We start from the raw sequence: 20,399 nt of genomic DNA on the forward strand, positions 1-20,399 counted from the left end.
CGAGACTATCGGCGGGCACGGACCAGCCGGCCGCCGCCGCGGGACCCGCCCCGCGAGGCGACGCCGAGGTAGCGCGGCACGAGGTCGGGAGCGCCGACGTCCTCGACGTCGGTGAACCCCAGGTCGGTCAGCATCCGGGGCACCTCGCCCTCGGCGAAGGAGGAGAGCAGCGGCTCGCCGACCGCCTCGGTACGACGCCGCAGATCCGCGCGCAGCGCCTCGGCGCGAGCGTCACCGGCCGCGTTCAGGGGATAGTCCAGCACCACCTCGCCGTCCAGGTCCGCGACCGTGCGCAGCGTGGTGGTGATCGCCTCGCGGGTCAGGTACGGCACCACGCCGAGCCACGCGAAGAACGCGGGCGCGTCAGGGTCCAGCCCGCCCTCGACCAGCCGGGTGCGCAGGTCGTCGCGCTCGAAGTCGACCCCGACGTAGCGCGCCGTGGCCGGCACCGCGATCCCGGCCTCGCGCAGCCGCTCGCGCTTCCACTCGCCGGTGGCGAGATGGTCGACCTCGAGGACCCTCAGGTCCTCGTGCGGGTTGCGGTAGGCGATCGTGTCGAGCCCGGCACCCAGCACCACGGCCTGCCGCACGCCACGCTCGTAGGCCGCCGCGAGCGCGTCCTCGGCGAACCGGTGCCGCATGGCGATGAAGATCCGCAGCGGACGTCGCGGGTCGCCCGGCTCGACGCCGAGGTCACCATCGCCGGCACCGAGGATCGGCACCGCCAGCGGGTCGCGGAAGACCGAGCCACCCTCGATCACCTGGTGCTGGGCGCGGTGCCGCGCGGCCCCGAACGCCGTGCGGCTGGGCGCGCCCTCGATCACGCGGGGCCGACCGCCTCGAGGAAGGTGCGGATCTCGGCCAGCGAGCGCTCGGCGTCGTCGAAGAGCTGCGGCTGACGCCAGAAGCCGTGCACCAGCCCGGGGAACACCCGCAGCGTGACGTCGCCGCCGGCGCGGGCGATCCGCTCGGCCAGCAGCACGTCCTCGGCGAGCAGCACGTCCTCCCCCGCGGCCTGCACCAGGGTCGGCGGCAGGGTGCCAAGGCGGTCGCTGCGCAGCGGGGCGAGATCGGGATCGGCCGGGTCGCCCGCGTACTGCTCCCAGAACGCAGCGGCGTCGGCGCGGGACATGCCGCCGTGGGGCCGGTCGTAGGTGTCGCCCGAGGTCGTCGGGTCGAGGAAGGGGTAGATCGCCACGAGCGCGGCGTACCGGCCCGGGTCGCGCAGCGCCGCCACCAGCGCCAGGTTGCCGCCGGCGCTGTCGCCCATGGCCACCACCGGGCCGTCCCAGGTCGAGACCAGCCAGCCGCCGGCCCGCTGCACGTCGTCGGCGGCCGCGGGGAACGGGTGCTCGGGCGGACGCCGGTAGTCCACCGCCAGCACGGCCGAGCCGGTGCGCAGCGCGATCCGGCGCGCCTGTGCGTCGTGGGTCTCGAGGTCACCGAACACGAACCCGCCGCCGTGGGCGAAGACGATCGCGCGCCGGGCGCCGCTGGGCACGTAGAGCCGGCAGCCCACGCCGTCGGCGTCGACGTCCTCGACGCGATCGACCGGCTCGCCGGCCTCGCGCGAGGCGACCTCCCGCTCCGCGCGCCGTCGTGCCTCGACGTCACCGCGGTCCGGCAGGCCCGCGGCCGCCCACACCTGCAGCGCGGCGCGCGCTTGCGGGTGCAGCGTCACTGATCCAACCGGGCCAGCTCGTCGTCGACCACCGTGACGTCGAGCTTGGTGAAGACCGGCGTCGGCTTGGCGATGGGTGTGCCGACCACCAGCGGCGTGCGGCCCCAGCCCGGCGCGGAGCGGTAGTCGCCGGTGATGACCGGGTAGGACGGGCCGCCGTCGAGGTCCTCGACCTCCTCGACCACCGGCATCGGCGCGACCTCCGGGCCGCCGAGGACGGCGGAGACGCGGTTGGCGCTGTGCGGCAGGAAGGGGCTGAGCATGAGGTTGCAGTCCACGACGCACTGGGCGGTCACGTGCAGCACGGTGGCCAGCCGCTCGCGCTCGTCGTCGGCCTTGAGCTTCCACGGCTCCTGCTCGGAGACGTAGCGGTTCACCTCGCCCACCACGTGCATGATCTCCGCGATCGCGGCCTTCTGCCGGTGCCGGCCGATGAGGTCGCCGACGGTGCCGAACGCCTGCTCCACGGTCGCCAGCAGGGCGAGATCGGTCTCGGTCGGCACGCCGGCCTGCGGGATCTCACCGAACCGCGCGGCGATCATGCTGGCGGTGCGGTTGACCAGGTTGCCCCAGCCGGCGACGAGCTCGTCGTTGGTGCGCCGGACGAACTCCGACCAGGTGAAGTCGCTGTCCTGGTTCTCCGGACCGGCGGCGCAGATGAAGTAGCGCAGCGCGTCGGCCTGGTAGCGCTCGAGCACGTCGCGTACGTAGATGACCACGCGCTTGGAGGAGGAGAACTTCTTGCCCTCCATGGTCAAGAACTCGCTCGAGACCACCTCGGTGGGCAGGTTGAGCGACCCGTACTCCCCCGGCTCACCGCCCTTGTCGCCGCGGCCGTCGTAGGCCAGCAGCTCGGCGGGCCAGATCTGGGAGTGGAAGGTGATGTTGTCCTTGCCCATGAAGTAGTAGGAGAGCGCCTCGCCCTCCCCCGACGCCGCCGGGTTCCACCACTGCCGCCAGGCCTCGGGGTCCTCGGTCCGGCGGGCCCACTCGATCGAGGCCGAGAGGTAGCCGATGACGGCGTCGAACCACACGTAGAGCCGCTTGGTCGGCTGGTCCTCCCAGCCGGGCACCGGGATGCCCCAGTCCAGGTCGCGGGTCATCGCCCGCGGCCGCACCTCGGCGAGGATGTTCTGGCTGAACCGGATGACGTTGGGCCGCCAGGTGCCGCTGGCCTCGCGCTCGTCGAGCCACTGCTTGAGAGCGTCGGCCAGCGCCGGCAGGTCCAGGAAGTAGTGCTGGGTCTCCACGAACTCCGGCGTCTCGCCGTTGATGCGCGACCGCGGCTCGATCAGGTCGGTCGGGTCGAGCTGGTTGCCGCAGTTGTCGCACTGGTCGCCGCGCGCGCCGTCGTAACCGCAGATGGGGCAGGTGCCCTCGATGTAGCGGTCGGGCAGGGTGCGACCGGTCGACGGCGAGATGGCGCCCCGAGTGGTCTCCTCGACCATGTAGCCGTTGCGCAGGCAGCCGCGGAACAGCTCCTGGGCCACCGCGGCGTGGTTGCGCGTGGTGGTGCGCGTGAAGAGGTCGTAGGAGAGCCCGAGCGCCACCAGGTCCTCGACGATGAGCCGGTTGTTGCGGTCGGCCAGCTCGCGCGGGGAGACGCCCTCCTCGTCGGCGGCCACGAGGATCGGCGTGCCGTGCTCGTCCGTGCCCGAGACCATGAGCACGTCGTGGCCGGTCATCCGCATGTAGCGGCTGAACACGTCGGAGGGCACGCCGAAACCGGCCACGTGGCCGATGTGGCGCGGCCCGTTGGCGTAGGGCCAGGCGACCGCCGAGAGGATCTTGCTCACGCCGCAAGGCTAGTGAGGTGCCGCCAGCGGGTTAGCAGGACGTCGGGGTGAAGACGATCGTGCGCAGCCCGATGTGCGGGTTGCCCGTGACCGCGGTGTTGGACTGGGCGTAGGTGAAGTTCACCGACGTCGCGCTGACCCAGGTCAGCGACACGTTGTTCGTCGTGGCGCCGTCGGCCGCCTGGTTCGTCGCGTAGAACGGTGAGCTGCTCGACCCGTCGCCCTTGAGGCTGGACCCCTTCGACGCCGTGTAGCCCGCGGTGTTCACCACGACCCTGTCGTCGTAGCTGCTGGCGTAGTCGATGTCGACGATGTTCAACGTGAGGTTCTTGACCTGCTGGCTGAAGTTGACCGTGATGGTCTGCGCGGTGTTCTTGGCGTTCAGGTCGTAGAAGCGCAGCTCCTTGGTCGATGTCGTGGTCGCGTACACCGTCGAGTTGTTGTCCGCACCGGTGTCGCCGCTGAGCTTCAGCGTCACGGTCACACCGTTGAAGGTGTAGGACGTCCCGCTCGGCACGGACTGGCCGGTGGGGTAGCTCGAGAAGTCGATGGTCACCGGGGAGCAGGTCGAGGCCGCGAAGGCCGGGGCGGCGCTGACGGCGGCGATGGCAGGCACGGTCCACACCGCACCCCGTACCAGGCCGCGCCTGGTCGGCCGTACACCCGATGTGGGCGCGCTCTCAGGTACGTGCGGCGCCGCCGCTGTGCCCTCCCCCCGGAGAATCACTGCTCATCCCGTCCAAATCTCGCCTATCACCCAAACTGGGCAATAACTACGATACAGGTCGAGAAGCTTCACCACGACCGAATCAGCTGAAGTCGAGCTCCGCCGTGCGCGAGCGCTTGAGCTCGAAGAACAGCGGGTAGGACGCCACGGCGAGCACGCCGTCCCACAGCCGGCCGGCCTCCTCGCCGCGGGGCGCCTTGGTGATCACGGGACCGAAGAACGCAGTGCCCTCGATGTGGATGGTGGGGGTGCCCACCTCGTCGCCGACGGCGTCCATGCCCTCGTGGTGGGACTTCGCGACGGCCTCGTCGAGGGAGGCGTCGTCCCAGGCCTCGGCCAGCTCGGCCGGCAGCCCGGCGTCGGCCAGCGCGTCGACGGCCATCTGCTGGTCCGGCTCCTGCTTGTCGACGTGGATCCGCGTGCCCATCGCGGTGTAGAGCGGCGCCAGCACCTCGTCGCCGTGCTCCTGGGCCGCCTTGATGCACACCCGCACCGGGCCCCAGGCGGTCTTGAGGAAGTCGCGGTACTCCTGGGGGACGTCCTTGTCCTGGTTCAGGTACGCCAGCGACATCACGTGCCAGCGCACCTCGATGTCGCGGACCTTCTCGACCTCGAGGATCCAGCGGGAGCTGATCCAGGCGAAGGGGCAGCGGGGGTCGAACCAGAAATCGGCGTGAGAGGTCATGACCGGGCAACCCCGGATCCTGGTCTGCACATTCCCCGGTGGAATGATGCCCACATGCCGGGAACCAACCTGACCCGCGAGGAGGCGCAGGCGCGTGCCGCGCTGCTCGACGTCTCCTCCTACACCGTCGACCTCGACCTCACCACGGACGAGAAGACGTTCGCCAGCCGCACGACCATCGCCTTCGACTGCACCGAGCCGGGCGCCTCGACCTTCGCCGACCTCGTCGGCGCCACCGTGTCCTCGGTGACCCTCAACGGTCGCGAGCTCGACCCGGCGCAGGTCTACGCCGACAGCCGCATCCAGCTCGACGGCCTCGAGGCGAGCAACACCCTGGTCGTGCAGGCCGACTGCGCCTACAGCCACACCGGCGAGGGCCTGCACCGCTTCGTCGACCCCGCCGACGACCGGGTGTACACCTACACCCAGTTCGAGGTGCCCGACGCCCGCCGCGTCTACACCACCTTCGAGCAGCCCGACCTCAAGAGCGTCTTCACCTTCTCGGTCACCGCGCCGGAGACCTGGAAGGTCGTCTCCAACGCACCCACGCCGCAGCCGCGGCCGGTCGGCGAGGGCAAGGCCGTGTGGGACTTCGAGCCCACCAAGCCGATGTCGACCTACATCACCGCGATCGTGGCCGGGGAGTACCACGAGGTGCTCGACGTCTACCAGGGCGAGCACGGCGACATCCCGCTCGGCCACTACTGCCGCCAGTCGCTGGTCGAGCACCTGGACCGCGAGGAGCTGGTCAAGCTCACGAAGGCGGGCTTCGAGTTCTTCGAGCGCGAGTTCGGCTACCCCTACCCCTTCGGCAAGTACGACCAGCTCTATGTGCCGGAGTACAACATGGGCGCGATGGAGAACGCCGGCTGCGTGACCCTGCGCGACGAGTACCTCCCCCGCAGCCGCCAGCCCCGCTCGTTCTACGAGTTCCGCTGCAGCGTGATCCTGCACGAGATGGCCCACATGTGGTTCGGCGACCTGGTGACCATGAAGTGGTGGGACGACCTGTGGCTCAACGAGTCCTTCGCGGAGTGGGCCTGCTACCACGCCGAGGCCGAGGCCACCGAGTACATCGAGGCCTGGACCGGCTTCACCAACGCCCGCAAGCAGACCGGCTACCGCGCCGACCAGCTGCCGAGCACCCACCCGATCGCCGCGGACAACTACGACCTGCGCGCCGTCGAGGTCAACTTCGACATGATCACCTACGCCAAGGGCGCCTCGGTGCTCAAGCAGCTGGTGGCCTGGGTCGGCATCGAGCCCTTCCGCGCCGGGCTCTCCCAGTACTTCCGCGACCACGCGTTCGCCAACTCCGAGTTCAAGGACCTGCTGGCCGCGCTGGAGCGCTCCTCGGGTCGTGAGCTGGCCGGCTGGGCGCAGGAGTGGCTGCAGACCGCGGGCGTGAACACGCTCACCCCGCAGTTCGAGCTCGACGAGAGCGGCGCGTACGCCTCGCTCTCGGTGCGCCAGAGCGCCGCGCCCGAGCAGCCCACCCTGCGCCGCCACCGCATCGGCATCGGCCTCTACGACCAGGTCGGCGAGGCGCTGGTGCGACGCCGCTACATCGAGACCGACGTCGAGGGCGAGCTCTCCGAGATCAAGGAGGCCGTGGGCGAGCAGCAGCCCGACCTGTTGCTCCTCAACGACGGCGACCTCACCTACGCCAAGATCCGGCTCGACGAGCGCTCGCTGGCCACCGTGGTCGGCGGCCTCTCCCGGCTCGAGGACTCCCTCGCCCGGGCACTGGTGTGGAGCGCCGCCTGGGACATGTGCCGCGACGCCGAGATGAGCGCCACGGACTTCGTGCAGCTGGTGCTGGCGAACATCGGCGACGAGACCGACTCCTGGGGCGTGAGCCGCATCCCGGTCTACGCCGCCCAGGCGGCCACGATGTACTCCGCACCCGAGCACCGCGAGGACGTCAAGGGCGCCTGGGAGCGCGGTCTGCGCGACCTGCTCGTCGAGGCCGCCCCCGGCAGCGACCAGCAGCTCACGTTCTGCCGCAGCCTGGCCTCGGCAGCGCGCACGTCGGAATCCGTGGAGCTGCTGGAGGCGCTGCTCGCCGGTGAGCGCACGCTCGAGGGTCTCGACGTCGACCAGGACCTGCGCTGGAGCCTGCTGACCGGCCTGGCCGCGGCCGGCCGGATCACCGAGGACCGGATCGCCGAGGAGCTGGGCCGCGACAACACCATCTCCGGGCAGGAGCACGCCGCCGCCGCCCGCGCCGCGCGTCCGACGGCCGAGGCCAAGGCCCAGGCCTGGGCCAGCGCCGTGGAGGACGAGAACGCCCCCAACGAGACCGCCCGCTCGATCGTGCTGTCGTTCAACCGCTCCGGCCAGGACGAGGTGCTCTGGCCCTACGCCGAGAAGTACCTGAGCCAGGCCGAGGACATCTGGGACCGGCTCGGTACCCACCGGGCCTCCGTGGTGCTCGAGCACATCTTCCCGCGGGTCCTGGCCAGCCAGGAGCTGCTGGACCGCGTGGACCAGTGGCTGGAGACCACCGACGCCAACCCCGCCGTCCAGCGCTACGTCCGCGAGGGCCGCGCCGACGTCGCGCGGGCGCTGGCGGGGCAGCGGCGCGACGCCGAGGGGTAGGAGCGGGGCCGTGCCGTGATTCGCCGGTGCACCGGCGAATCACGGCGCGCACGACCGAAACTTCGGTTGCCCCTGCCGTGTTTCGGTAGCGACTCCCCGACCGCCGAGCCCGACACCGCTCGGGGCTACTCCTCGGGCGTGTCGGCGTGCAGGACCCGCGGGCGCCGGCAGCGCTCGCCGAGTCCGCGCACCGCGCGAGCCAGACCGCCGACCAGGTCGCCGGTGGCGAGATCGGACTGCAGGCCGGCGGCCACCAGCGACAGGCCGTGGGGGTCGAGCACCCGGTCGGCGTCGGATCCGGTGACGATCTCCAGCAGCCGCTGGTTGGGGTCGACCAGCAGCAGGACGCTGCGGGCCGGCGAGCTCATGCCGGCGTGGAGCCGGCGGGCGAAGCCGGTGGCGTCCTCGCCCTGAGCGACGGGGCCGACGAAGACGGAGAACTCCAGCCGGCTCGTGGTCTCGGCGTCGCGGATCGCGGCGTCGATGGTGGCCCGCTGGGAGGCGGTGAAGGAGTCGGCCATCAGTAGCGGGCGCTCGTGCCGCCCTGGCCCCCGGCCTGCTCCAGGGCCGGGGAGTCCTCGGCGGGCGCCTTCTCGATGCCCTCGCGCGGGCCGCCGAACCACTCGCCCTCGCCGGTCCACGGGCGTCCGGGCTGGTAGCCCTGGTGCCGGATCAGGCTGGGCAGCGCGGACAGCACGGAGATCAGGACGAACAGCCCGAACGGCACCAGGAACAAGATCAGCACGAAGTCGAAGCCCGAGACGTGCGGCGTGCTCTGCCAGGACTCGGGCTCGTCGGCGACGGCGGCACCGCCGAGGCCCAGCGCCGCCGACGCGACGCCGAGGGCGCCGGCCCGGACCACCACACGGATCAGCTGGCTCATCACGTCCCCGAGGATATCCGCACGCTCGGGTTTGGGATGCGTCGGTGGGCTTCCGTAACCTCGGCGAAATGCTTCTCGCGATCGGCAATCTCGACCTGGACCCCTCCGACCTGCCCACCAGCTGGCTGATCGGGAAGCCACTGGCGATCGTGGTGCTGGTCCTGGTCGGCGTCGTGGCCCGCTGGCTGATGCACCGCATGGTCGACCGGGTGGTCGCCGGCGCCACCAGCGGAGCGCTGTCCGCGCGCATCGGCAAGGGTCGCAACAGCGGTGACGTCACGGCCTCCTCCCGGCACGGCCAGCGGGTGCGGACGATGGGTTCGCTGATCAAGAGCATCGTCACGGGCGTCGTGTTCACCGTCGTGGTGGTCATGGTCGTCAGCGAGCTGGGCTACGACGTCGCGCCCATCCTGGCCGGGGCCGGCATCCTCGGCGTGGCCATCGGCTTCGGGTCCCAGACGCTGGTCAAGGACTTCCTCTCGGGCATCTTCATGATCTTCGAGGACCAGTACGGCGTCGGCGACGTGGTCGACCTGGGCGACGCGACCGGCACCGTCGAGGCGGTCAGCCTGCGCGTGACGCGCATCCGGGCCATCGACGGCACCGTCTGGTACGTCCGCAACGGCGAGATCGCGCGGGTGGGCAACATGAGCCAGAACTGGGCGCGCACCGTGCTGGACATCCCGGTCGGCTACAACGAGGACCTGGCGCGGGTGCGCGCGGTGCTGGCCGAGGTCGGCCACGAGCTGTGGGACGACCACGACTACCGCGGCGACATCCTGGAGCAGCCCGAGGTCTGGGGCGTCCAGTCGCTCGACGCCGACTCCGTGCTGGTGCGGGTGGTGCTCAAGACCGTGCCGGGCCAGCAGTGGCTGATCGCCCGCGCGATGCGCGAGCGGGTCAAGGACCGCTTCGACGCCGAGGGCATCGAGATCCCGCTCCCCCAGCGCGTCGTGTGGCAGCGCTCCGAGGAGTCCGTCGCGGTCTGAGCCGGTCGGCTGAGTAGTCGTACTCAGCCAGGGATGAGTCCGCGGCCGGCTGTGCGTCCGGGTCGGGCGCAGGACCGTGGTGGCATGAGTCGTCTCGCCGACCCCTCGCTGTGTCCTGACTGCCGTGGCCGGGTGCTCCCCAACGCCACCTGCGCCTCCTGCGACCTGGTGCTGCGCGGCCCGCTGGCCGACCGGCTGTGGCAGGCGATGCTCACCGCCGACGGGCTGGTCGAGCAGCTGCGGGCGGTGCCCGCGCCGAGCGTGGCTCCGATGCCGGTGAGCCGGCCCGCGCCGGCCGCCGCGCCCCGGGTGACGGGCCGTACCGTGCCGGCCCTGCTGCTCGCCCTGGGCGGGTTGCTGGTGTTCGTGGCGGTGAGCCTCTTCCTCGCCGTCACCTGGACGGTGCTGCCGCTGGGGGTCAAGGCGCTTCTGATGGCCGGCTTCACCGGCGCCGTCACCGCCGGCGCCCAGCTGCTCTCCCGGCGCGGGCTGCGCGGCTCCGCCGAGGCGATCTGGGCGCTGGCCGGCGCCGTGCTGGCGCTGGACGTCGCCGCGGCCTGGCGGGCCGGGCTGTTCGGGCTGCAGGCCGTGGGCACACGGCCGATGACCATCGCCGGCGGCCTGGTCGTGGCGGCCTTCGGCCTGGGCGCGCTGCTGCTGGTGAGGCGTACGCCGCTGCGGCACGCGCTCGCCCCCGAGGTGCTGGTGGTCCTGGCCGGCGGCGTGGTCACCGCGGCCGGCTTCTGGGGCGGCCGATGGGGCAGCTCGCTCGGACCGGTGGTGGGCGTGGTGGTGCTCGCCGGCGTGGCGCTCGGATTCCAGCGGCTCGGGGCGAGGCTGTCGGCCGTGGGCGCCACGGTGCTCGCCGTGCTGACGTGGCTCGACGTGCTCGTCCAGGGCTGGCTCCGCGGCGACGGGACCATCGACCGCACCGCGTACTGGTCCCACGGCCAGTGGTGGCAGCTGCTGGCGGCCGCGCTGCTGGCCACCGTCCCCGCGCTGGTCACGCGGCTCCGCCGCGGCTGGCGGACGGCCGCCGCCCTGGCGAGCCTGGTAGCGCTGGCCGTGGCCGGTCTCGAGCCGGGCTCGGCCGCCGACACCGTGCAGGCCGTACAGGCGTGCCTGGTGCTGCTGGCGCTGACCGGGTTGGTCGTCGCCCGCGCCAGCGTCTGGTCCGACGCCGCACGCTGGCTCGCGGGCCTCGCCGCAGTGATCGGAGCCGCGCTCGTGGTGCTGGCCGCCACACTGCCGACGCTGGAGCTCGTCGGCTCGCACCCGGGCGGCGTCAGTCCGACGGCCGCCTTCGAGCGGTGGCACGACGCCGCCTCCTGGACGGTCCTCCTCGGCACCGTGACGGTGGCGCTGGCCGCGTGGGTGGTGCTGGCGGCTGGGATGCGCGCCACGCTGCTGGAGCTGCTGCCGGGCTGGCTGCTGGTGGGCGTGAGCGCCGCGCTCGTGGGCGGCGGCGCACCGGTGTGGGGGGTCGCGGCGGCGCTGGGGACCGCCGCGGTCCTGCTCCTCGCCGGTGGCCTGCGGGCGGGCGGCGCCTGGCCGGTGGCGGCGACAGCGCCGGCCGCGCTCGGTGCCGTCCTGGCCGGCGTCTTTGACCCGACCAGCAGCTGGGTCGGCTTCGGGCTGGTGGCGCTGGCATCCGTCACCGTGCTGCTGGCTCCTGTGGTGAGCGCACGGGAGCGCGACGAGCGCTGGGCCGAGATGAGCGCCGCGCTGCTCGGGCTGACCGCGCTGCTGGCCACCTACGGCGACGCCGGGCGGGTGGCCCTGGCGCTCACCTTGATGGGCAGCGCGACGGCACTCGCCGCGATCGTGCGCACCGGTCGCGACCACCTGGGCTGGGTGGGCAGCGGCGTCCTGGTCGCGGCCACCGCGGTGCGGGTGCTGGTCGCCCACACCCCGGCCCCCGAGCTCTACGCGCTGCCCGCCGCTGCGGCTTTGCTCGGCGTCGGTGCCTGGCGGTTGGCGCGCGACCCCGGGCTCGGCTCGTGGCGCCCGCTGGGCTCGGGGCTCTCGCTGGCCCTGCTGCCCAGCCTGGTGCTCTCGCTCGGCGACCCCGGCTCGCTGCGCACCGCCCTGGTGGTGGTCGGGGCCGGCATCACGCTCGGCGTCGGGCTCGAGCGTCGCTGGCAGGCACCGGTGCTGCACGGCACCGCGGTGCTCGTCGTGCTCGCGCTGCGGTTCCTGCTGCCGCTGGCCGCCGACGTGCTGGCCGACCCGCTCGGCGCCTGGCTGCTGTTCGGCGCCGCCGGCGGGGCCTGCCTGACGGTCGGCGTGCTGTGGGAGCGCTCGGTCGCCAACCTGCGGACGGCGGGGCGGTTCGTCGGCTCGCTACGGTGATCGTCGTGGACGCCGCGACGACCTTCTACGACGAGATCGGCGGCGGCGAGGTCATCGCCGGCATCGTCGCCCGGTTCTACGAGGGCGTCGCCGACGACGAGGTGCTCCGCCCGCTCTACCCCGAGGAGGACCTCGGTCCGGCGCAGGAGCGGTTCACGCTGTTCCTGCAGCAGTACTGGGGCGGCCCGACGACGTACTCCGAGCGACGCGGCCACCCCCGGCTGCGGATGCGGCACGCGCCGTTCGCCGTCACCCCCACCGCGGCCCAGCACTGGTTGCGCTGCTTTCGCACCGCCCTCGACGAGGCCGACCTCACCCCGGAGCAGGACGCGACCTTCTGGGAGTACGTCACCCACGCCGCGCAGTTCATGGTCAACACCTTCGACGAAGGTTAAAGACGCAGGTCAGGAGCTGTTTGGCCAGGCCCATCCAGGCCCGATGTACCACTGATGTAGCAGCCGAGCGCCTGATCCACCGCCAGACGGGTCCTTTCGGCGCTGGACGGCATGAGGTGCGTGTAGACGCGGAGGGTGAACCCTGCGTCGGTATGGCCCAGGTACTCGCTGACCGCCTTGATGCTCTCGCCGGCGTCGAGCAGGACGCTGGCGTAGTGGTGCCGCAGGGCGTGCATCCCGTTCTCACGTGTCGGCTCGACGCCCGCAGCTCGCAGCGCCGGCTTCCAGACGTAGTGATTGACGGAGTTGCGGTTGAGAGCGCTGCCGTGCAGCCCGCGGGCGACGAGCGACACCTCGACCGGCTCCCCGCCGGGCTCGGACCAGGGCAACGTGACGGCGGCGGCCGGATGCAGCGCTAGGTAGGCGGCCAGTGCGTCGCGGACGGACGACGGGAGCGGGACAGTCCGCGTCTTGTTGGCCTTCGGTGCTGCGAACACGAGCCTGCTACGCACCTGACGGACCTGACGCCTCACGGTGACGGTCCCGCGCAGGAAGTCGACGTCGTCCGGCGACAACCCGAAGATCTCCCCCTGCCGAAGTCCAAGCCCCGCTCCCAGCGCGACCAAGATCTGGTACCGCGGGGAGAGCTCGTTCATGACGTCGCCAACGCGCTCAGCAGACCACGGCACGATTCGACGCACGTCGCGTCTCGGCGGCGACACCGACCCGGCCTTGCAGGGGTTCTTCGCGATCCGCTCGTCGTCGACCGCAGCAGACAGGATCGTGGAGACGGTGCTGAGAGCGACGCGACGCGTACTTGCGGCCCCCGTTAGTCCAGCCAGCCAGGCCTGAATCGTCGACGGCTTGATCTGCGAAAGCCACTTCGACCCCAGGACGGGATAGACGTGCACCCGAAGTCGACCCTGAACCCGCTCAGTGGTGGTCGGTTCCGTGGACTGATTAGCCAACCACTGCTCGGCGTACGCCTTGAACGTGATCCGTCCGGCGTCGGGATCCAAGTAGGTCCCGCGCGCCTTGTCGGCCTCGACGGTGGCGCGGAAGATCTCGGCGTCGACTTTTCGCGTGAAGGTTCGTCGACGCGCTCGGCCATCAGGTTCGCGGTAGTTGACGTCGTAGCGAGGCTTACCGCCGGTGTTGCGCCTACTGATGCTGGCCATCTCGAGCCTCCTAGGTCTCGGTGTTCGCAGGCTCCCCGTCCGAAGCGCTGCGACTCCACGGGCTCGGGTACACCGCGTGCACCACGTCCTCCGGCTGACTGCGGCACTCGAACCGGCGGCGCCGCCTCGGTTGGCCGGTCTTGCTGTTCTATCCCGTGGTTCTCACACCACGCCAGCACCAGTTCGCTGCTCGGCAATCCATCCTCGGAGGTCGGCGGCGGTGGTCACTAAGTGCCGGCCGATCTTGAAGAAGGACGGTCCCGTCCCCAGCTGACGCCAGTAGCGAACGGTGTTGACCGGTACGCGGAGAATCGCGGCCGTTTCGCTCAAAGTGAGGAGCTCGTTGTCGCCGCGTCGGTCGAGATCAGCTGTGAGTGCACTGGGAACGTTCATGGGTACAGAACGCAACGGACGGTGCCGGCGTGCTCACCTAGGCCCGAACTTCCAGTGCTTGTCCTTTGTGATTGGCGTCTTGTGGAGAGTGACCTGCCCGGCAGTCTCGGCCCGAGAGCGTCGCCGCTTCACTGAGTCGCACCCGCAGAACGACCCGGGGATCGTCTTTGAGACCTTTGACGATCTTGGGCTGCCTGCGGTCGGCGGGCCATCCGCCCAGAATGACACGCGCCATCGCGCCAGGCGCGAGTGCGGCCGAAGGGCGGCTCCGACTCTCCCCGAAGATCTGGCTTGCCGTTATCGAGTGATGTCGCTTTCTACAGAATGCGCGGCGCAAATGTGTCGGAGGGCTCTCGTAGTCTGAAACCCCCGAGATGAAGGAGGGTCAATGACGACCCTTGCAGCACAATTCAGTGACGCGCTCAGCAACATCGAGCCGGATGATGACGTCGGGAACGCCATCGAGGCGCACAAAGAAGTCACCAAGGCGCTCAAGGCTGACGACCGGCTGAAGAAGCTCGGGGTGGACCCGATTCTCATCGGCTCGTACAAGCGGCACGTGTCCATCAAGCGCATCAAGGACGTCGATGTGTTCGCGCGGCTGACCGAGGCCGACGAGACGCTGCGACCTGGCGACATCCTGGACCACGTGACTGATGTGCTTGAGACGGCGTTCCCGAACCAGGTCGAGCGGCAGCGGCGGTCGGTGAAGATCGAGTTCCTCAACTTCGACCTGTCGGTGGACATCGTCATCGCGCGTCCCTGTGTTGACCACCCGGATGACCATTGGCAGATCCCGGAGAAGATCGAGGACGACGGCAACGCAACCTGGGTCGAGACGAACCCGACCCGGATGACCAAGCTGTCCACCGAAGCCAACAAGGAGTTTGTCCTCGACGACGGCGACCAGAAGCCCGGCATCTACGTCCCCGTGGTCAAACTGATGCGACAGATCCGGCGCACCTGCCTGGGCGACCACCCCGGTGGGTTCTACATCGAGGTCGTCACCCTGCACGTCTTTAATGACCTCCAGCCCGACCATAAAACGGTCGCCGGTTACCTGACCCAGGTGCTGCGCGGTGTCGCGGACGCCATGGCCAAGATCGTTGAGGAGGGCGGTCTCGCCGACCCGACCCTGAAGGGGAAGATTATTTCCACCAAGGCTACCGATGACGAGATCGATGCCGCCGCGGTCGCGCTCGCCGAGGCAGCCGACCTGGCCGAAAAGGCGCTCTTGGAGAAGAGCACGTGTGAGTCCGCGGTCATGTGGCGCAAGCTCCTCGGCGTCACGAAGAACACCGAGACCGAGGAGCACGTGTTCCCGCTGCCCGAGTACTGCAACCCGGACGGCACCTATAAGACGACGTCGTCGGTCAAGCCCGGTTCTTCGACCGTCCCGGCAGGTGACGGCCGGTACGCATGACCGGTGACTCGTATCTGCCGACTCGCGAGACCTTCGCCGACGAACTCGTTTCCGCCGGCTTCTCCGACGACGGAGTTCGTCTGCGCGGTGAGGTCGCGTGGGCGACAGCCTTGGGTCAGATGCGCACGACCAAGGTCCAGATCACGTTCGGTGCAGCGTTCCCGTTCGCGCCGCCGACCGTGAACCTCGTCGGCGACTCAGGCGTCGATGTCACCTTTCACGTCGATCGCCCCGACCTGGACGCCGACCCGTCCCTGTCTGGGAACCTCTGCCTGTGGGAGCGAGACCATCCCGTCGAGCACGCACCCTGGCTCACCGCGGACGGCCTCCTCGCCCAAATTCGCGGATGGTTGGACCACACCGAAGCTGGGTGGCTCGATGACGACGCGTGCGATCTCGAGCGGTACTTGCCAAGTTGCCATGAGCTGGTCCTGTTCGATTCTGACGACACCTCCCAACGAGACCTTGTTCTGATGCAGGTTCACGGCATGAAGGCCCCGGCAACGGTCCGAATAACCAGCGACGTCTCTCGTGTTGGGAAGACACTCCCGAAGAAGCCCAGTCAGGTGCGACGTAAGGACGCGGGTGCCTGCTGGATCGAGGATGTCGGTGAGCTGAGCCGGCCGGTCAGTTCTTGGCAGGACCTGCTCGGCGTCGTCGCCGATTCGAACCGTCTAGTTTACCTGGCAGCCCTGCAGGCGGTCCGGTACGTGCATCTTCGCTACACCCGCAACGGAAAGCCGGGGGTGTTGGTCGTTCGCCTTCGAGGACAGGGGGTCATTCAGGCATGCGAGTGCGCTGACGAGTCGCCCGGCGGCAGGTCTCTGCGCGCCGGACCGCAGGCCAAAAATCTGGCTCATGCATCGGTCGCCATCATCGGCTGCGGGGCCATCGGGTCGTTCGCCGCCGACCTGCTATTCCGGTCCGGAGTTCGTGAGTTCGTCCTCTACGACGCCGAAAGGTTGCTGCCCGGGAACGTAGTGCGGCACGTCGGAACGCTTGACGAGGTCGGGCTTGCCAAAGTCGATGTTGTGCGTGATCAACTGATTCGACTCGGCGCCGATAAGGAGGCGGTGGCACGTCACCCGGGAAACGTGAATACCCTGGCCGTTGCCCGTCGCATCGTCGCCAGTCACGACCTGGTGCTGGATGCGACCGCGGATGCTCGTGCGACGAGCCTGTTCGCTGTCGCCGCTGCGGGCCAGGAAGCCAGTAGTGGTGATTGCTCCGTAATTTCCGCCTGTGTCCAACGTCAAGGTCAAGTGATTCGTGTGGACCGGCTGACCGTCAACGCGGCGGAGGAACACCTACCTCCGCTAGAGCGCGACCCAGCTGAGGCCCAACTCGAAGACCCGGGCTGCGGGAGCCCTGTGTCAGTGACGCCGCCGGCATCGGTGCTGCGCGCAACAACCCTTGCTGTTGAAGTTGCGACCCTCGAGCTCCGGCAGAAGGGGTCGGCGCCGGTAACGACCGTTGAGGTGCTCGTTGCTCAGCCAGAAGCGCCGTACGACGTCGTCGGGCGACTGACGTCCCTGACCGAGGAGGACCCAGCGTGATCGGGCGGCGACAGCGCGTATCGCTGCACCCCTACGTTCCTCGAGCGCTTACGGCGGCTGCCCGGCGCAGCGAACCGAAAGAAACCGGCGGACTCCTCCTGGGCTGGACCGATGGCGGAATCATCGTGGTCCGCCACGCCCTCGAAGTCCCCGACCCTAGCGCTACCCAGACCAGCTGGACTCGCAGCGAGACACGGGCCAACGAGGCACTCACCAAGTGGCTGTCGGAGGCTGCACATCCCTGGCTCGGATACGTTGGCGATTGGCACGCCCACCCAGCTCCCGTCGGAGCGAGCACGACGGACAAACGGTGCCTCAAGAAGGACTCCCGGGTCACGCAGAAGTCACTCGTGCTAATCGTTCATCGAAGCGACGAGACCCTCGATGTCCTTACAGCCCAACGCGGCAGCGCAGCACGCACCACGCTGATCACCTATGAGGAGATCAACCAAAAGGATCAGACAAGTTGAGCAACGTCGGGCCCGCAGCAGGGAGGTCGTCAGCATCCGGCGTGAGACGCATGGGTGATGAGTTCCAAGATCTCGCCGCGTGGGCGGCCGCGGTCCAGCTCATCGTGCCCGGGCCGAAGTACCAATCGGTTCAGATGGAGATGAACGGCCTCGGAAACCTCGATGACGTCGTTCTACGGACCAAGGATCCCGACCAAGCGGGCGACCTGTTCCAGCAACTCAAATGGACTACGCGGGAGTCCAACTTCCTCGACGAGGAGTACATGACGAGCGTTCCCAGCTCAGGCACAAGGTCCTTGCTCAACAAGCTGTACAGCTCCTACGTCGGGCTCCGTGACCGGGCCGGGCAAGCGCACTTCCAGATGCAGCTCCTTTCTAACCGGCCGGCCGACCCCGCACACCCGCTGCTGTCACAGATCGACGGCCGTACCGGCATGCTCGTCCCGTTCGCAATGGACCAGCCCTCCGGATCCAGCGCCGGGAAGGCGCTCACAACCTGGGCCGAACACCTCCAAGTCGAACGCGACGGGCTCCTGGAGATGCTGTCGAAACTTCGTTTTCGCGCCGGCCGCGACCTTGCCGGCGAACGTGAAAACGCAAAGGCCCTCATGCTGGCAGCTGGCCTAGCGAGAACCGACGTTGCACTCGACAACGGCATTCGAGCCGCTGGCGCTTGGGTACGCGACGGCCGCCGCGAAGCCACCGAAACTGACGTCCTCGCGGTTGTCGAAGCTTTCGGGTTATCCGCTCAACCGCCGACCGCAACTGTGCTCGTCGAAGACATCGACCACGACCGGAGCCCCGAAGCAGCCACCGTCAACGTGAATTGGGTATCTCACTACGCCGAGACCGACCCGGCCCTACGCCGAGTCCGCACCGACCCGGCAATGTACGAACATGCCGCAGCCGACATCCGCGGAGCCGCCGACACCATCGAAGCCGAGGGGTACCGGCGCGTTCACATCCGCGGCCACTTTCGCCAAGCCACCGCGTTCCTCGTAGGCAACTCCTTCCCGAAGACTCGCGGGTTCGACCTCGAGTACAAGCAAGGTCCAACATGGTGGGCAACCGACGCAGCCCGGCAAGCCCCGCACATTCAGGAACACCCCACCGCCATCGGGCAAGGGGACGACCTAGCCGTCCTTGTTGCTACAGCTGCAACGGCTACAGACGACGTCCTGCGCTACCTCAAGGATCAACAAGCGCCCGTCTCCGAACTCCGGACCTACATACCCGACGAAGGAGAGCACGACACCTCAGTTCTCGGCCCCGGCCACGCAGTCGGAATCGCCAGTGAGATTCGCCAACGAGTACGCGCAGCGCTCGCCGCCGCAGGTGGCACCGACAGGAGGGTCCACCTGTTCGTTGCAGGTCCCAACGGACTCGCAGTCTTCCTCGGGCACCGCTGGAACGCTGTCACGACAACGATCGTCTACGAACACCGAGGAGTTGGAGCAGGGTACGTCCCCTCCTTCGTCGTCCAAGCATGACCAACGGTGCGCGCCACTCATCGGTGACTAGGACCTGAATACCGTTCGCCAAGTGCATCATGCCGCCGCGTGAGCCGCTTGGCCTCCCGCCAATTGGTTACCGGCGGACCGCTCGCCCGCTCTCCTGACGCCAGATTGCGTGGTCGAGGTCGCGTGCCTGGGCTCCCAGGAGTTCCGCAGCACCGATTACGGCGCCGTGGGCCCGTTTCGGGTCTAGGGTCCCGTCTCCGATCGCCTTGGACACGAATCGAATGATCATGGTGTCCGCCTTCACCCCAGTTCGTCCGAGGAGCATCGTGAAGTACTCCCAAGTGACCCAGCCGAGGCCCACGGTCCCGGTCCAGGCGGACTTGTGGGCAGGACTGTCCACCTCCACGTCTGAGGCCTTCGCGATTCCCGCGTCCAGGAGGCGGCCTGCGACGTCGAGGCACACCTCCGACTTGAGGCGCCCACCACTTCGCTGCAAACCGAGCAAGCCTTGCAACCAATCAGGATCGAGCCGGCTGAACTCGGACAGATCATCGAGCGGGTGCCTCTCGACTACTGAGCGATAGCGCAACACACGGCCCAAGACTCCCGATGTCTCGGTGCCGTACCTCGCGCGGATCGACATCACCGAGTCGACCAGGGCGAGCTCGATCTGCCCCGGCCAGCCGTAATCGGTGACCGCCTGAACCTCGATGCCGACGGCTCGAACCCGGCGGGCTACGTCCTCGGCATCAGTCACACCCAACACCTTGTCACGGCCGGTCGGCCGGGAGTGTTGAGCGGCGTAGCGTCGATGCTTTGACCTCGCTGCGTCGACGGCGAGCACAGCAAGTCACCCCGGCAGCGCCGCGGAGTACTAAATGACCAGCCAAGACGCTCCTCGGGAGCTGATGCCGTTCAGCCTGCAAACATGACGCCCGCGCAACTTGTCGCCGTCTCGTTCCTCACCCGCTATTCCGGGCCAACCCACCACCTATACGCCTGCCAGTTGCGCCGGCGGTTCGACTGGTGCGAAACCAACGGGATCGACGCCCTGATCGGCGTCGAGCGGGCAAACGTCGAGCTCTACATCCGCTCCTTGACCGAAGGCGGCCTGATGGCCTCGTCAGTGGTCACGATGATGCACGGGGTACGCGGGTACTTCCGGTTCGCCCAGATCGACGGACTCACCTCCTCCGACCCAGCGGTCTACGCCCGGCTACCCGAGGTGCATCGTGACGAGTCCCGCACCCAAGGGCTTGACCGGCTCGAACTCATCCGCTTCCTACAGGTCGCCCAGACGATCACCGTCCACCACGGCGCTCTCGCCTACCTGCTTGGCATCAACGCCCTGCGAGCCTCAGAGGCAGCAGCGGTCCGGATCGAGGACTACGCCCAAACGCTGCGTGGCCACTGCGTCCTGCACCTCGTCGGCAAAGGCCACAGACCCGCCACCATGCTATTTACCGTCCCGGTCCTTCGGGTCCTCGAAGCGTGCCGAGGCCAGCGGAGCGCCGGACCGCTCATCCTGCGTCCACTCACCGGCGAACCGGTTGATCGACGTGACGTCTATCGGACGGTCCAGCGCATCGCCCGGGCCGCAGAGATCCCGCGACACATCAGCTCACACTCGCTGCGTCACGCCGCAATCACCAACGCGCTGGACGCCGGAGTCCCGCTACGCGACGCGCAGATCCTCGCCCCGCAAGCCGACCCGCGCACCACCGAGCACTACGTCGGCGCCCGAGGAAACCTCGACCGCCACGGCGTCCACTTCCTCACCGCCTACGTCGCTGGCTTCTAACTTTCACGG

General features: G+C 69.2%; 19 protein-coding genes. 9 read left to right on the forward strand and 10 right to left on the reverse strand.

Translation table 11 applies throughout. The annotated features are described in order from the left end of the window. Positions 1–5 precede the first annotated feature (5 nt). The 5 genes from D9V37_RS07310 to D9V37_RS07330 all read right to left on the reverse strand — a co-directional run bounded on the left by D9V37_RS07310 (position 6) and on the right by D9V37_RS07330 (position 4,889). The gene (locus tag D9V37_RS07310) at positions 6–824 is read right to left on the reverse strand and encodes a class I SAM-dependent methyltransferase (RefSeq protein WP_121805479.1); all 819 of its coding nucleotides are present in this window, start codon (positions 822–824) and stop codon (positions 6–8) included. Further along, complete coding sequence (locus D9V37_RS07315) at positions 821–1,681, reverse strand: alpha/beta hydrolase (RefSeq protein ID WP_158604404.1); 861 nt, start codon at positions 1,679–1,681, stop codon at positions 821–823. The genes D9V37_RS07310 and D9V37_RS07315 overlap by 4 nt, the downstream gene beginning before the upstream one ends. Further along, on the reverse strand, positions 1,678–3,477 hold the full coding sequence (gene metG, locus D9V37_RS07320) for a methionine--tRNA ligase (RefSeq protein WP_121805481.1): 1,800 nt from the start codon (positions 3,475–3,477) through the stop codon (positions 1,678–1,680). Before metG ends, D9V37_RS07315 begins: the two co-directional genes overlap by 4 nt. A gap of 31 nt (positions 3,478–3,508) precedes the next feature. Beyond that, positions 3,509–4,093: a hypothetical protein gene (locus tag D9V37_RS07325; protein WP_147455889.1), complete on the reverse strand. Its 585-nt coding sequence runs from the start codon at positions 4,091–4,093 to the stop codon at positions 3,509–3,511. A gap of 193 nt (positions 4,094–4,286) precedes the next feature. Next, positions 4,287–4,889, reverse strand: coding sequence for a mycothiol-dependent nitroreductase Rv2466c family protein (locus D9V37_RS07330; protein WP_121805483.1), 603 nt, complete (start codon positions 4,887–4,889; stop codon positions 4,287–4,289). A gap of 54 nt (positions 4,890–4,943) precedes the next feature. Here D9V37_RS07330 and pepN point away from each other — a divergent pair, with 54 nt between their 5' ends. Then, positions 4,944–7,490 (forward strand): aminopeptidase N, encoded by a 2,547-nt coding sequence (pepN, locus tag D9V37_RS07335; protein ID WP_121805484.1) that lies wholly within the window; start codon positions 4,944–4,946, stop codon positions 7,488–7,490. Positions 7,491–7,615: 125 nt separating this feature from the next. On the opposite strand, the gene D9V37_RS20200 is transcribed toward pepN, so the two are convergent. Next, entirely contained in the window at positions 7,616–8,011 is a 396-nt protein-coding gene (locus tag D9V37_RS20200) for a DUF5130 family protein (RefSeq protein WP_158604405.1), read from the reverse strand. After that, positions 8,011–8,376 carry a hypothetical protein gene (locus D9V37_RS20205; protein WP_158604406.1) on the reverse strand — a complete coding sequence of 122 codons (366 nt, stop codon included), beginning with the start codon at positions 8,374–8,376 and terminating at the stop codon, positions 8,011–8,013. The genes D9V37_RS20200 and D9V37_RS20205 overlap by 1 nt, the downstream gene beginning before the upstream one ends. A gap of 65 nt (positions 8,377–8,441) precedes the next feature. Between D9V37_RS20205 and D9V37_RS07345 the strand changes: the two genes are divergently transcribed. The 3 genes from D9V37_RS07345 (at position 8,442) to D9V37_RS07355 (ending at position 12,109) form a co-directional block, all read left to right on the forward strand. Continuing rightward, positions 8,442–9,362 (forward strand): mechanosensitive ion channel family protein, encoded by a 921-nt coding sequence (locus D9V37_RS07345; protein ID WP_121805485.1) that lies wholly within the window; start codon positions 8,442–8,444, stop codon positions 9,360–9,362. A gap of 84 nt (positions 9,363–9,446) precedes the next feature. After that, a complete protein-coding gene (locus tag D9V37_RS07350) occupies positions 9,447–11,714 on the forward strand; it encodes an SCO7613 C-terminal domain-containing membrane protein (protein WP_147455890.1) in 2,268 nt (755 codons plus the stop codon). A gap of 5 nt (positions 11,715–11,719) precedes the next feature. After that, entirely contained in the window at positions 11,720–12,109 is a 390-nt protein-coding gene (locus D9V37_RS07355) for a globin (RefSeq protein ID WP_158604407.1), read from the forward strand. Here the strand turns inward: D9V37_RS07355 and D9V37_RS07360 are convergent. Both D9V37_RS07360 and D9V37_RS07365 read right to left on the reverse strand, forming a co-directional pair. Beyond that, positions 12,106–13,287, reverse strand: a complete 1,182-nt coding sequence (locus D9V37_RS07360) for a tyrosine-type recombinase/integrase (protein ID WP_121805487.1) — start codon at positions 13,285–13,287, stop codon at positions 12,106–12,108. The two genes, D9V37_RS07355 and D9V37_RS07360, sit on opposite strands and share 4 nt — an antisense overlap. A gap of 162 nt (positions 13,288–13,449) precedes the next feature. Continuing rightward, positions 13,450–13,680: a helix-turn-helix domain-containing protein gene (locus tag D9V37_RS07365; RefSeq protein ID WP_121805488.1), complete on the reverse strand. Its 231-nt coding sequence runs from the start codon at positions 13,678–13,680 to the stop codon at positions 13,450–13,452. Between the two features lie 388 nt (positions 13,681–14,068). Between D9V37_RS07365 and D9V37_RS07370 the strand changes: the two genes are divergently transcribed. From D9V37_RS07370 to D9V37_RS07385, 4 genes are read left to right on the forward strand one after another with little or no spacing between them, the layout of a single operon-like run. Continuing rightward, positions 14,069–15,103 carry a nucleotidyltransferase domain-containing protein gene (locus D9V37_RS07370; protein WP_121805489.1) on the forward strand — a complete coding sequence of 345 codons (1,035 nt, stop codon included), beginning with the start codon at positions 14,069–14,071 and terminating at the stop codon, positions 15,101–15,103. Then, positions 15,100–16,659, forward strand: coding sequence for a ThiF family adenylyltransferase (locus D9V37_RS07375; RefSeq protein WP_121805490.1), 1,560 nt, complete (start codon positions 15,100–15,102; stop codon positions 16,657–16,659). The genes D9V37_RS07370 and D9V37_RS07375 overlap by 4 nt, the downstream gene beginning before the upstream one ends. Continuing rightward, positions 16,656–17,129: a Mov34/MPN/PAD-1 family protein gene (locus D9V37_RS20985; RefSeq protein ID WP_121805491.1), complete on the forward strand. Its 474-nt coding sequence runs from the start codon at positions 16,656–16,658 to the stop codon at positions 17,127–17,129. The genes D9V37_RS07375 and D9V37_RS20985 overlap by 4 nt, the downstream gene beginning before the upstream one ends. Before the next feature lie 50 nt (positions 17,130–17,179). Continuing rightward, a complete protein-coding gene (locus D9V37_RS07385) occupies positions 17,180–18,619 on the forward strand; it encodes an SAVED domain-containing protein (protein ID WP_121805492.1) in 1,440 nt (479 codons plus the stop codon). 97 nt (positions 18,620–18,716) lie between these two features. Here the strand turns inward: D9V37_RS07385 and D9V37_RS07390 are convergent, their stop codons facing one another. Next, positions 18,717–19,346, reverse strand: coding sequence for a hypothetical protein (locus D9V37_RS07390; protein ID WP_121805493.1), 630 nt, complete (start codon positions 19,344–19,346; stop codon positions 18,717–18,719). Positions 19,347–19,517: 171 nt separating this feature from the next. Here D9V37_RS07390 and D9V37_RS07395 point away from each other — a divergent pair, with 171 nt between their 5' ends. Next, on the forward strand, positions 19,518–20,390 hold the full coding sequence (locus D9V37_RS07395) for a tyrosine-type recombinase/integrase (RefSeq protein ID WP_121805494.1): 873 nt from the start codon (positions 19,518–19,520) through the stop codon (positions 20,388–20,390). The last annotated feature ends 9 nt before the right edge of the window (positions 20,391–20,399 follow it).

The sequence above is a fragment of the Nocardioides mangrovicus genome (genome assembly GCF_003674065.1).
Taxonomy (GTDB): Bacteria; Actinomycetota; Actinomycetes; order Propionibacteriales; family Nocardioidaceae; genus Marmoricola; species Marmoricola mangrovicus.

Excerpts from the sequence above, each read along its gene's own strand:
- D9V37_RS07330 (WP_121805483.1), bottom strand. The coding sequence starts at position 4,889 with ATGACCTCTCACGCCGATTTCTGGTTCGACCCCCGCTGCCCCTTCGCC.
- pepN (WP_121805484.1), top strand. The coding sequence starts at position 4,944 with ATGCCGGGAACCAACCTGACCCGCGAGGAGGCGCAGGCGCGTGCCGCG.
- D9V37_RS20200 (WP_158604405.1), bottom strand. The coding sequence starts at position 8,011 with ATGGCCGACTCCTTCACCGCCTCCCAGCGGGCCACCATCGACGCCGCG.
- D9V37_RS07345 (WP_121805485.1), top strand. The coding sequence starts at position 8,442 with ATGCTTCTCGCGATCGGCAATCTCGACCTGGACCCCTCCGACCTGCCC.
- D9V37_RS07350 (WP_147455890.1), top strand. The coding sequence starts at position 9,447 with ATGAGTCGTCTCGCCGACCCCTCGCTGTGTCCTGACTGCCGTGGCCGG.
- D9V37_RS07360 (WP_121805487.1), bottom strand. The coding sequence starts at position 13,287 with ATGGCCAGCATCAGTAGGCGCAACACCGGCGGTAAGCCTCGCTACGAC.
- D9V37_RS07365 (WP_121805488.1), bottom strand. The coding sequence starts at position 13,680 with ATGAACGTTCCCAGTGCACTCACAGCTGATCTCGACCGACGCGGCGAC.
- D9V37_RS07370 (WP_121805489.1), top strand. The coding sequence starts at position 14,069 with ATGACGACCCTTGCAGCACAATTCAGTGACGCGCTCAGCAACATCGAG.
- D9V37_RS07375 (WP_121805490.1), top strand. The coding sequence starts at position 15,100 with ATGACCGGTGACTCGTATCTGCCGACTCGCGAGACCTTCGCCGACGAA.
- D9V37_RS07385 (WP_121805492.1), top strand. The coding sequence starts at position 17,180 with ATGGGTGATGAGTTCCAAGATCTCGCCGCGTGGGCGGCCGCGGTCCAG.
- D9V37_RS07395 (WP_121805494.1), top strand. The coding sequence starts at position 19,518 with ATGACGCCCGCGCAACTTGTCGCCGTCTCGTTCCTCACCCGCTATTCC.